This window comes from Aquincola agrisoli (genome assembly GCF_036621135.1).
Classification (GTDB): domain Bacteria; phylum Pseudomonadota; class Gammaproteobacteria; order Burkholderiales; family Burkholderiaceae_C; genus Aquincola; species Aquincola agrisoli.
The window spans coordinates 286,997-298,809 of record NZ_JAZIBG010000009.1 but is presented as its reverse complement, the minus strand read 5'-3'; the positions used below and the strand labels follow the sequence as shown (position 1 = coordinate 298,809).

Here is an 11,813-nt window from a genome sequence, read left to right as displayed (position 1 = left end):
CGTCAAGGCCGCCGCAGCACGGCCCGCTCCAGCAGCTCGAACGCCGCTTCGCAGGCCAGCGCCAGCAGCGCCGCCGGCAGCGCGCCGGCCAGCATCAGCGCGTTGTCGTTCAGCGCGAGGCCGGTGACGATGCGCTCCCCGTAGCCGCCCGCGCCGATGAAGGCGGCCAGCGTCGCGGTCCCCACGCAGATCACCGTGGCCGTGCGCACGCCGGCCACCACGGTGGGCAGCGCCAGCGGCAGCTCGATGTGGCGCAGCACCGCGCCGCGCCGCAGGCCCAGCGCCATCGCGGCGGCTTTCAGCCCCGCGGGCACGCCGGCCAGCCCGGTGCAGGTGTTGCGCACGATGGGCAGCAGCGCGTAGAGCGTGAGCGCCGCCAGCGCCGGCAGGGTGCCGATGCGCCCGAAGGCCCAGATCAGCACCGCCAGCATCGCGAGCGACGGCACGGTCTGGAACACGCCCGTCACGCCCAGCACCCAGGCGCGCCACACCGGCCGGGACGCCACCGCGATGCCCAGCGGCACGCCGAGCAGCACCGCCAGCACGACGGAGGCGGCCACCAGCCCGACGTGCTGGGCGGTGAGCCGCGCCAGGTCGGCGCCCAGCAGCTTGCCGGCGAAGCCGCGCGGTGCCGGGCCGCCGGCGGCCGCGGCGTCGCGGCCGGCAAGATGGTCGCGCGCGATGGTCTCGAACGGCACGCCGTCGAGTTCGGCGCGGGCGTTCATCGCGATCATGCGGCGCTCGTCGATGCTGCCGGCCAGCTGCTGCAGGGCCTGCCATGCGGCCGGAAAGCGCTGTGGCACGTCGAGCCGGTACAGCACCACCGCGTCGTAGCGCGGGAAGTACGCGCGGTCGTCCTCCAGCACACGCAGGCCCAGGTGGCCGATCTTCGCGTCGGTGGTGTAGATGTCCATCACGTCGATCTGGCCGCGGGCCAGCGCGTCGTAGGCCAGGCCGTGGTCGATGCCGCCGGGCCGCTGCGCCAGGCCGTAGGCCCGGGCGAGGCCGGGCCAGCCGTCCTGGCGGCCGATGAATTCGTTGGAGAGCCCGAACTTCAGGCCCGCGTGCGCCGCCAGGTCGGAGATGCGCCGGATGCCCAGCCGCGCGGCGTCCCCCTCGCGCATCGCCAGCGCATAGCCGTCATTGAAGCCGAGTGGGATGCCGACCCCGAAGCCCAGCGCCGCGAGCTGCCGCGCCATCGCGTCGGGCGTGCTGGGCTGCGGGTTCTTCAGGATCTCCTGGTCGATGGTGCCCAGGTACTCCGGGTAGAGGTCGATGCGGCCCGAGCGCAGCGCCTCGTAGACGATGGCGGTGTTGCCCAGGCCGGACAGCACCTCCGTGCGCGCGTGCGGCGCGGCCGTCTGCGCCAGCACCTGCGCCAGCACGTAGGCCTCGGTGAAGCGCTTGGAGCCGATGCGCAGCGGCGCGTCGTCGGCCGCGCGGGCCGCGTTCCACGCCAGGGCGGCCAGCGCGCCCAGCAGGGCCGCGACGGCCCACCGCCAGCAGCGGCCGGCACGGGGCAGGGCGCTTGCGCGGCGGCGCCCCGCGGGCGGCCCGTCAGTCGCCCGGCAGCGCATCGGCGAAGGCTTCGACGAAGGCCTGCGCAAAACGCGGCGAGGCCGTCAGGGTCAGCGTCACGGTGTGCCAGCCGCCGTCCTCCACCTGCACCTGCAGGTCGTGGTCCCAGTCCATGCCGTCGTCGGCCGGCCCGTGCGTGTGCGGGAAGCGGCGCCACGCCCACTCGAGGACCTGCTGCACCTCGGCCATCACGGCCGCGTGCTGTTCCGCCGGCGTGGAGGCCATGGCCTCCAGGGTGGTGACGCCGTCGGCGCCTTCGCTGGGGTCGAAACCGAGGTACTGCACCGCCCCATTGTGTCGTGTGGGCAGCCGCCGGACACTCGGCGGCCCCGAGAAGGAGACGCCCATGCCGCCCGAACCGCTTCTGCAGGCCCTCGACCTGACCACGCTGACGCTTTTTGCGATGGTCGCGCTGGTGGCCATCGCGACGCCCGGCCCCACCGTGCTGCTCGCGCTGGCCAACGGCTCGCGCCATGGCGTGCGCGCGTCGGTGCCCGGCATGTTCGGCGCGGTGCTGTCCGACTTCGTGCTGGTGGGCGCCGTGGCGCTGGGCCTCGGCGCCCTGCTCGCGGCCTCCGAGTTCTGGTTCTCGGTCGTCAAGTGGATTGGCGCCGCCTACCTGGCCTGGCTGGGGCTGAAGCTGCTGCGTTCGCAGGGCAGCCTCGACCTGTCCGAGACGGGCACGGCCCAGGCCGGCGCGGCGCCCGGGCGCCTCTTCGCCAAGTCGTTCCTGGTGGCGGTCACCAACCCCAAGGGCTACCTGTTCTGCTCGGCGCTGCTGCCGCAGTTCATCGACGCCTCGGCCCCCCAGTGGCCGCAGTACGTGGCGATCGGCCTGGTGTTCGCCGGCCTCGACTTCGTCGTGATGCTGGGCTATGCGCTGATCGGCGCGCGCGCCGTGCGGCTGCTGCGCCGGCGCGCGGTGCTGTGGCTCGACCGCAGCTGCGGCGCCGCGCTGCTGGCCCTCGCGGGCTCGCTGGCGTTCTACCGCCGCGGGGCTCCGTAGGCGCCTGCAGCGGGCACCGGGGCAGCGGGTTGCACTCGATCTCGCCCCCTCAGCGCGCGGCGGTGTCGCGGTAGCGCTCGCGCGCCAAGCGTCCGATCGGCGCGGCGTCGGCGGCGCGCGCCGGGCTTGCCGCCAGCATGGTGGCGAGCGCCGCCACCGTCGGCGCCTCGAAGAACCCGCGCAGCGTCAGGTCGCGCCCCAGCGTCTGGCGCACGCGCGAGACCAGCTGCGTGGCCAGCAGCGAGTGGCCGCCCAGGTCCGAGAAGAAGTGATCGTGCACGCTGATGTGCGCCAGGCCCAGCAGCTCGCTCCACAGGCGCGCGAGCTGCGTCTCCAGCGGCGTGCGCGGGGCGACGAAGGGACGCGCGCTGCGGCCTTCGTCCTGGCCGGGCATGGGCAGCGTGCGGCGGTCGAGCTTGCCGCTGGGCGTGTGCGGCAGCGCGTCGACGAGGAAGAAGTGCGCCGGCACCATGTACTCGGGCAGCCGCGCCGCCAGGTGGCGGCGCAGCACGGGCACGAGCCGTTGCGTGAACAGCCCCTGCAGGGGGTTGTTCGTGTGCTCGGCGAGCGCGCGCGCGCGCAGCCCGCCCAGGCGCTGCAGCGCGGCGACCTCGGCGTCGCTCGCGGCGGCGCCCCCGTGCAGGAGCAGGGCGTCGAAGCGGTCGTCGCTGCCGGGGCCGCTCCACAGCAGCTCGGCGCTCCAGCCCGCCTGCTGCGCCGCCTGCGCCAGCGCTTCGGGGTCGACGCCGTGCCGGGGGCGGGCGGCGAGCCAGGCGCGCAGCTCGCCAGCGTCGCGCGGCGCGTCGGCAGCCGGCGTGGCCAGCAGCGCGGCCAGCGCCACCGCCTCCTCGACGCGCGCGTTCGGCACGCCGCGCAGCAGCAGCGGCCTGCCTTGCGCCTGCGCCAGCACGCCGGGCAGGTCGGCAGGCGTGAGCTTCTGCGCTTCCCAGTCGATGCGCGTGACGGCCGGGGCCGCGGCCGCCGCGCCCACGTGCAGGAAGACGTCGGCGCGGTAGCGGCAGAACTCGTCCTGGATCGTGCCGCGCTTCCATTCGATGCGCACGCCAGCCACGCGCGGCAGGCGAGGCTGCAGCGCGTGGAAGTACAGCGGGTCGACGGCCAGTTCCTGCTCGCGCGCCAGGCGGCGGTGCACGCCGTCGCGCAGCGCGGCGGCCGACGTCGACGGCGCCGCGCGTTCCAGCGCCAGCGCGGCGTGGAAGGGCTCCAGCAGGCCGAGCACGCGCAGGTCGCCCACGTAGACGAAGCCGCCGCCCGCCGTGGCGCGTACCGCCCCTTCGAGCACACGCGCCAGGTGCTCGGCATCGGGCAGGTACTGCGCCACCGAGTGGATCACCACGGCGTCGAAGGCGCCCTCGTCGATGCCCGAGAAGTCGTCGGCGGCGCGTTCCAGCAGCGTCAGCTGCGCCAGCGCGCGGCGTTCGGCCAGCGCGCGCAGCTTGCCCAGCGCGGCGGCCGAGAAGTCGGTGCCGACATAACGCTCGCAGTGGGGGGCGACGCGCAGCGCCAGCAGCCCGCCGCCGCAGCCGATCTCCAGCACCCGCCGCGGGCGGCGCTGCAGCAGCTTGCGCACCGCCTGCGCCACCCACTGCTCGATCTCGGGGCGGGGGATCGCTTGGCCGGTGCTGCTGCTGACGAAGCCGCTGGTGTCAAAGCCGCTGCCATCGTCGGGCGAGCCGCGCCGGTACGCGTCGTCCCAGACCGACTGCCATTGCGCCACCTTCTGCGCGCTCCAGCCTTCTTGCCCCTCGGCGTCGCCCTCCCCGTCCGCCTCGCCCCCCCGGTAGCCGGCGGCCTGCACGACGTAGGCCACGAGCATCGGCTGGCCGGCGGCGTCGTCGCAGGGCACGACCGCGGCCTCGCGCACGCCGGGGTGGCTGAGCAGCACCGTCTCCACCTCGCCGGGCTCGACACGGAAGCCGCGGATCTTCAGCTGCTGGTCGCGTCGGCCGATGAATTCGAGCAGGCCGTCGGGGCGCCAGCGCACCAGGTCGCCGGTGCGGTACAGCTGCGCGCCGGGGGCGTCGCTGAAGGGGTGGGCGACGATGCGCTCGGCGCTCAGCTCGGGCCGGTTCAGGTAGCCGCGCGGCAGCCCGGCGCCGCCCACCAGCAGTTCGCCGGGCACGCCGATGGGTACCGGCTGCAGGTGGCGGTCGAGCACGTGGCATTCGACGTTGCCGATGGGGCGGCCGATGGGCACGCGCCATGAGGCGTCGGCGCCTTCGGCGGGGTCGTACCAGGTGGCGTCCCACACCTCGGAGGTGCCGTACAGGTTGTGGAGCGCAGCGCCGGGGCAGCGGCGGCTGAAGAGCGCATAGAGGTCGGCCGGCAGCACCTCGCCACTGGCGACCCAGAAGCGCAGGGCGGGGGCGCGCTCGGCGAGGTCGGGCTGTGTCTCCAGCAGCACGCGCAGCAGCGAAGGCACGAGCCAGAGCCGCGTGACGCGGTGGCGGGCCAGCGCGTCGACCAGCGCCGCCGGGTCGCGCAGCGCGGCGTCGGGCACGATCGCCGCCGGCACGCCGCGCAGCAGCCCGCCGAACAGCTCCCACAGCGCGTCGATGAAGTTCAGCGCCGTCTTCTGGCAGCCCACTTCGCCAGCGGCGAAGGGGTAGGCGCGCCACATCCATTCGAGCCGGTTCATCAACTGGCGGTGCGTGTTCGCCACGCCCTTGGGCCGGCCCGTGGAGCCCGAGGTGTAGAGCACGTAGGCCAGGCGATCGGGGTCGAAGGCCGGTGCGGGGAACGGCGCCGGCGCGTGCGGCAACTCGCCGTCGATGCACACCGCGGCAACGCCGGCGCGCGCGTACGTGTCGCGCCACGCGCTGCGCGTGACGACGATGCGCGCCCCGGCGTCGTCCAGCATGAACTGCAGTCGCTCGGCCGGGTAGGCCACGTCCAGCGGCAGGAAGGCGGCGCCGCACTTGAAGACCGCCAGCAGCGCGACCACGGCGTCGAACGAGCGTTCCAGCGCCACCGCCACCAGCGCCTCGGGGCCGGCGCCTCGTGCCGCCAGCACCGCCGCCAGCACGTCGGCGCGCCTGCGCAGTTCGGCATAGCAGAGCACGGCCTCGCCGCAGAAGAAGGCGGGCGCGTCGGGCGTGGCCGCCGCCTGGGCGTCGAACAGCGCGGGCACGCCGGCGCGCAACCCGCCCGGCTCGGGCTTCGCGCTCCACTGCATGATCCGGCGCCACTGCGCTGCGTCGAGCAGCGGCAGCCGCGACACCGGCCGGTCGGGGTCTTCCACCAGCCCTTCGAGCAGCAGCGTGTAGTGGCGCAGCAGCCGCTCCACCGTCGCGCGGTCGAAGAGGTCGGTGCCGTAGACCACGCCGCCGGTGTAGCGGCCCTGTTCTTCGCTCAGTTCGAACACCAGGTCGAAGATCGCGCTGCGGTGCTCGGCCGCCGGGGCGGCTTCGCCGGGGGCCGCGGCCTGCGGCACCGCGTTGGGCGCGTTGAAGAGGTGGAACACCACCTGGAACAGCGGGTTGCGCGCGAGGTCGCGTTCGGGCTGCAGCTCGTACACCAGCTTCGCGAAGGGCACGTCCTGGTGGGCGTAGGCGTCCAGGCAGGCGGACTGCACGCGGCCCAGCAGCTCGCGGCCGGTCGGCTCGCCGGCGGTGCTGACGCGCAGCACCAGCGTGTTGATGAAGAAGCCGATCAGCCCTTCGATCTCCCGCTGGTTGCGGTTGGCGATGTAGGTGCCGACGGCGATGTCGTCCTCGCCGGTGCAGCGCGCCAGCAGCGCGTCGAAGGCGGCCAGCATCACCATGAACGGCGTCGCGCCGTGCGCCGCGGCGAGCGCCTTCACGGCTTCGGTGAGGCGCGGCGTCATCGCGTACGGAACGTGGTCGCCGCGGTAGCTCTGCTGCGGCGGGCGCGGCCGGTCGGCCGGCAACTGCAGCGGCGTCAGCTCGGCGAGCTGGCTGCGCCAGTACGCGAGCTGGCGCTCCAGCGCGTCGCCCTGCAGCCAGTCGCGCTGCCACTCGGCGTAGTCGGCGTACTGCACCGGCAGCGGCGCCAGCGGCGAAGGCAGGCCCATCGTGAACGCGGTGTACAGCCGCGTCAGCTCGTCGAACAGCACGCCCATCGACCAGCCGTCGGCGACGATGTGGTGCAGCGTGAGCAGCAGCAGGTGGTCGCTGTCGGCGCGCCGCACCAGGCCGGCGCGAAAGAGCGGGCCGCGCTCCAGGTCGAAGGGGCGCGCCGCCTCCTCGGCGGCCAGGCGGTCGGCGAGCGCCGCGCGCTCGGCGGCAGGGCGCTCGCGCAGGTCGGTCTGCGGCAGCGCGCGCGGCTGGTACGGCTGCACCACCTGGCGCGGCTGGCCGTCGGGCGACTCGAAGGTGGTGCGCAGCGACTCGTGGCGCCTGACCAGCTCGTTGAGTGCACGTTCGAGCGCCGCCGCGTTGACGGCGAAGCGCAGCGGGATCGCGGCGGGGATGTTGTAGAACGCGTTGCCGGGGTTCATCTGGTCCAGGAACCACAGCCGCTCCTGGGCATGCGACAGCCGGAAGCGCTCGTCCCCGCTGCGCGGCCGCGGCGTGATGCGCGGCGCGCCGCCTTCGGTGCCCTGGCTGCGCGCGCGCAGCCGCTGCGCGAGCAGCGCGCGCTTCTCGGGCGACAGGCGTTCGATCTGTTGCGCGAGGTGGTCGCTCATGGGGTACCTGGGTGAGTGGCAAGGAGTTCGGCGGCAGCCCCCTGCGGCAGGCGGGCCAGCTCGGCGGCCAGCGCTTCGAGATCGAGGTCGAGGTCTTGGCCGGGCCCGGCGCTGGCGCGCGCGCCCGCGGCGGCGAGCGCGCGCGCCATCGCCGCCAGGCGGGGTGCGTCGAACACGGTGCGCAGCGCGAACTCGACGTTGAAGCGCTCGCGCACGCGTGCCGCCAGCTGCGCGGCGAGCAGCGAGTGGCCGCCCAGGTCGAAGAAGCTGTCGTCGGCGCCGACGCGCGCCACGCCGAGCAGGCGCTGCCACAGCGCGGCGAGTTCGCTCTCCAGCCCGGCGGCCGGGGCGACGAAGGCGCTGCGGCGCGCCGCGTCGGCGTCGCCTTCCAGCGGCGGCAGCGCGCGGCGGTCGATCTTGCCGTTGGGCTTGAGCGGGAAGCGGTCGAGCACGCACACGTGCTGCGGCAGCATGTGTTCGGGCAGGCGCTCGCGCAGCCGCTCGGCCAGCTCGGCGGCGACACGCGCCTCGGCGGCGGCGTGCCAGGGCTGGTTGGCGGTGGGCGCGTCGGCAGCCAGGCCCGCAGGGGCGTAGGCCAGGCGCGCCGGCCTGGGATCGCCAGGCGGCAAGAGCAGCGCATCGGCGCGGCCCGGGTCGGCGGTGGCGTGGAACACGCAGCGCCAGCCGGCGGCCGCGGCGGCGGCTTCGACGTCGCACATCGGGTCGCCGGCGGGCGCGTCGGCGGCCAGGCCGCCGGCCGGGGCCAACGCGTCGGCCCGCTCCAGCGCTTCGAACAGCCGCAGCGGCGGCAGCGTGCGCGCGTTCGGCACGTCGCGCAGCACGAATGCGCTGCGGGTGCCGCTCAGCCTGTCCGTCAGCGTGCGCAGGCCTTGCCAGCCGAGCTGTTCCTGAGGCGCCGCCGGCGCGGCGGTATCGAGGTGCAGCGTGGCGTCGAAGCGGAAGCAGCTCAGCTCGTTGGCGACCGCGCCCCGCTTGGGCTGCAGCTCCACCCAGCCGACACGCGCCAGCCGGCGCGGCAGCGCGGTGAAGAAGGCTTCGCCGAGCAGCAGTTCCTCTTCGCGCCGGCCACGCCGGCGCACGCGTTCGAGCACCGCGCCGGCGCCGTCGTGCGGCGCCGCGGCGGCTTCCAGCGTGGCGTGGAACGGCGCCCGCAGCGAGAGCATGCGCACGTCGCCGATGAAGACCGTGCCGCCCGGCCGCGCCGCGCGCACCGCCTGTTCGAGCACGGCGAGCAGATGCGCCTCGCCGGGGAAGTACTGGACGACGGAGTTGAGCACGACGAGGTCGTAGGAGCCGTCGGCCAGCTCGGCCAGCGCATCGGCACGCCGCTGCAGCAGCCGCACGCGCGGCGCGAGGCCGCAGGCCTGCACCTTTGAGGCGAGGGCCTGCACGGCGCGGGCGGAGAAGTCGATGCCGGCGTAGTGCTCGCAGTCCGGCGCCAGCGCCAGTGCGACCAGCCCGGTGCCGCAGCCGATCTCCAGCACGCGCCGCGGCGCGCTGTGGCCGGCGGCGCGCAGCCGTGCGAGCGTCGCATCCAGCCAGTCCTGCATCGCGCCGCTGTCGATCGGCGCACCGGTGTCGCTGCGGTGCCAGCCGGTGAAGTCGGGTTCGCGCGCGTCGCCGTGCAGGTCGCGGTAGACGACCTCGTCGTAGACGCGGTTCCAGGCCGCGACCTGGCGCGCGGCGGCGGCCTCGGCGCGCAGCGTGACGTGGGCGACCAGCCGTTGCGGCGCCCCGTCGCCGACGGCGCGCAGCATCACCAGCGCCTGGTCGACCTCGGGGTGTTCGCGCAGCAGCGCCTCGATCTCGCCCGGCTCGATGCGCACGCCGTGCCACTTCAGCTGCTGGTCGATGCGGCCCAGGCATTCCAGCACCCCGTCGGCGCGCCAGCGCGCCAGGTCTCCGCTGTGGTAGCGCAGCCGGCCCGGGTGCTCGGGGTCGGGCTCGAAGCGCCGTGCCGTCAGCCCGCTTTCGCCCTCGTACCCCAGCGCCACGCCGGCGCCGCCGATCACCAGCTCGCCGGCCACGCCCAGCGGAACCGCCAGGCCGTCGCGCTCGATCGCGACGTGCACGTTGGCGATCGGCCGGCCGATCGGCACCGGGTCGTCGTCGGTGCCCGGCGGCAGCACCCAGCAGGTGGCGTCGATGCAGGTCTCGGTGGGGCCGTAGAGGTTGACGAGCGTGGCGTCCAGGCGCGACCGGAAGCGCTCCACGAGGTCCGACGTCAGCGGCTCGCCGCCGCAGAACACGCGCTGCAGCTGCGCCGCACCGGCAAGCGCGGGCTCCTGCAGCAGCAGCCGCAGCAGCGAAGGCACGAGCTGCACGGTGCCGATGCGCTGGCGGCGGATCGCCTGCGCCAGCGCCGCGGCGTCGAAGTGCGGCTCGCTCGCGTGCATCACCAGCGTGGCGCCGGCTACGAGCGGGGCCCAGAACTCCCACACCGAGGCGTCGAAGCCCACCGGCGTGCGTTGCAGCACGCGATGCCCGGGCCCTATCGGGAAGGCCTGCTGCATCCAGCGCATGTGGTTGCACAGCGCACGGTGCGGCACGCGCACGGCGTGCGGCCGGCCGGTGGAGCCGGAGGTGTGCAGCAGGTAGGCGGGCGCTTCGGGGTCGACGTCGACGGCCGGGGCCGCGTCCGCCTGCGCGTCGATCAGGGCGCGGTCGGCATCGAGCAGCACGCAGCGCCACGCGTCGAAGCGGGCGCGGTGCGCGGCGCGGGTGACGACGAGGCCGGCGCCCGTGCCGTGCAGCATCGACCCGAGGCGCGGCGCCGGCTCGCCGGGCTCAAGGGGCAGGTAGGCGCGCCCGCTCTTCAGCACCGCGAGCAGCGCGACGACGAGGTCGATCCCGCGCTCCAGCACCACCGCGATCGGCCGCCCGGCGTCGGGCGCCACCGCCGCGAGGTGGCGCGCCAGCCGGTTGGCGCGTACGTCCAGCGCCTGGTACGTGATCTCGGCGCCCTCGGCATCGCGGACCGCGGGCGCGCCGGGCGTGACCCGCGCCTGCGCCTCGACGATGCGGTGCAGCCCCCGGTCCTGCGGGAAGGCCACCGCGGTCGCGTTCCAGTCCGCGATCGCGCGGCGCTCGCCGTCGGTCAGCAGCGGCACGCGCGCCAGCGGGCGATCGGGGTCCTGCAATGCGGCGCCGAGCAGGGCGACGTAGTGCTGCCCCATGCGCGCCATCGTCGTGGTGTCGAACAGCTCGGTGTCGTATTCGAAGCCGCCGGCCAGCGTGTCGCCCTGTTCCACGAGCGTGCACGCCAGGTCGAAGATCGCGGTGCGGCGGTCGATCGTCACCGTGCTGGCATCGATGCCGGCGCCGGGCGTGTTGAGCAGCTGCAGCGTCACCTGGAACAACGGGTTGCGGCCGGGGTCGCGCTCGGGCTGCAGCACCTCGACCAGGTGCTCGAAGGGCACGTCCTGGTGCTGGTAGGCCTCGAGCGTGACCTGGCGCGTGCGCGCGAGCAGATCCCGCAGGCCGGCGCCGCCGCCGGTGTCGATGCGCAGCACGACGGAGTTGACGAAGAAGCCGATCAGCGGCTCGATCTCGGCGTGGTTGCGGTTGGCCACGGGCGCGCCGATGACGATGTCGTCGTCGCCGCTGTAGCGCGCGAGCAGCGCGGCGAAGGCGGCGGCCAGCACCATGAACGGCGTCGCCGCTTCGGCGTCGGCGAAGGCCCGCAGGCGCGCACAGGTGGCGGCGGGCAGCGCGAACGCGTGCTGCGCGCCGCGGTAGGCCTTGGCCTGGGGCCGTGGGCGGTCGGTGGGCAGGCGCAGCGGGGGCAGGTCGGCGAGGCGCCGGCGCCAGTAGTCCAGCTGCGCCTGCAGCCGCGGGCCGGCCAGCCAGCCCTGCTGCCACTCGGCGAAGTCGGCGTACTGGATGGGCAGCGGCGGCAGCGCCGGCGCACGGCCGGTCAGCGCCGCCGCATAGGCGGCGTTGAACTCGCGCGCGAACACCCCCATCGACCAGCCGTCGGAAACGATGTGGTGCATGCACAGCACGAACAGGTGGTCATCGTCGGCCAGGCGGACCAGGTGCACGCGCAGCAGCGGGCCGCGCGCCAGGTCGAAGGGGCGCCGCGCTTCTTCGGTGGCGGCGTCCAGCGCGGCCTGGTCGCGGCCGGCGGCGTCGGCCTCGCGCACATCGGTGAGGCCGAAGTCGAAGCGCACCTCGGGCCAGACGACCTGGCGCGGCTCGCCGTGCACGGCGACGAAGGTGGTGCGCAGCGCCTCGTGGCGGGCGACGACGGTGGCGACGGCCCTGCGCAACGCCGCGGTGTTGACCGCCACGCCGCGCCAGCGCAGCGCGAAGGCGATGTTGTAGTAGGGGTTGCCGGGTGCGAGCTGGTCCAGGAACCACAGCCTGCGCTGCGCGAACGACAGCCGCGCCGGCCCGCTGCCCTGGCGGCGCGGAATCGCCCCCGGGGCCGTGCCGGCGCGGTCGGCCGCTGCCGCCAGGCGTCGCTGCAGCAGCGCCTGCTTCTCGGTGCTGAGGCCGGCGCGGCGCGCGTCCGTCGGGCCCATCGCGTCCACCGGC

The 11,813-nt window shown here is 75.0% G+C and carries 5 protein-coding genes; 1 reads left to right on the top strand and 4 read right to left on the bottom strand.

Annotated features, from left to right (window positions below; translation table 11 throughout):
- Nucleotides 1–2: 2 nt before the first annotated feature.
- Together V4F39_RS03200 and V4F39_RS03195 are read right to left on the bottom strand one after the other, a co-directional pair.
- Complete coding sequence (locus V4F39_RS03200; protein ID WP_332287807.1) at nucleotides 3–1,577, bottom strand: glycine betaine ABC transporter substrate-binding protein; 1,575 nt, start codon at nucleotides 1,575–1,577, stop codon at nucleotides 3–5.
- Nucleotides 1,558–1,863, bottom strand: coding sequence for a hypothetical protein (locus V4F39_RS03195; protein ID WP_332287806.1), 306 nt, complete (start codon nucleotides 1,861–1,863; stop codon nucleotides 1,558–1,560). Before V4F39_RS03195 ends, V4F39_RS03200 begins: the two co-directional genes overlap by 20 nt.
- Nucleotides 1,864–1,924: 61 nt before the next feature.
- Here V4F39_RS03195 and V4F39_RS03190 point away from each other — a divergent pair, with 61 nt between their 5' ends.
- Nucleotides 1,925–2,584, top strand: coding sequence for a LysE family translocator (locus V4F39_RS03190; RefSeq protein ID WP_332287805.1), 660 nt, complete (start codon nucleotides 1,925–1,927; stop codon nucleotides 2,582–2,584).
- Nucleotides 2,585–2,633: 49 nt separating this feature from the next.
- Here V4F39_RS03190 and V4F39_RS03185 read toward each other — a convergent pair whose 3' ends face one another.
- Nucleotides 2,634–7,253, bottom strand: a complete 4,620-nt coding sequence (locus V4F39_RS03185) for a non-ribosomal peptide synthetase (RefSeq protein WP_332287804.1) — start codon at nucleotides 7,251–7,253, stop codon at nucleotides 2,634–2,636.
- Complete coding sequence (locus V4F39_RS03180) at nucleotides 7,250–11,800, bottom strand: non-ribosomal peptide synthetase (protein ID WP_332287803.1); 4,551 nt, start codon at nucleotides 11,798–11,800, stop codon at nucleotides 7,250–7,252. Before V4F39_RS03180 ends, V4F39_RS03185 begins: the two co-directional genes overlap by 4 nt.
- Nucleotides 11,801–11,813: the final 13 nt, after the last annotated feature.

Coding starts and splice junctions, on each gene's coding strand:
- V4F39_RS03200 (WP_332287807.1), bottom strand. CDS start 1,577: ATGCGCTGCCGGGCGACTGACGGGCCGCCCGCGGGGCGCCGCCGCGCA.
- V4F39_RS03190 (WP_332287805.1), top strand. CDS start 1,925: ATGCCGCCCGAACCGCTTCTGCAGGCCCTCGACCTGACCACGCTGACG.
- V4F39_RS03185 (WP_332287804.1), bottom strand. CDS start 7,253: ATGAGCGACCACCTCGCGCAACAGATCGAACGCCTGTCGCCCGAGAAG.
- V4F39_RS03180 (WP_332287803.1), bottom strand. CDS start 11,800: ATGGGCCCGACGGACGCGCGCCGCGCCGGCCTCAGCACCGAGAAGCAG.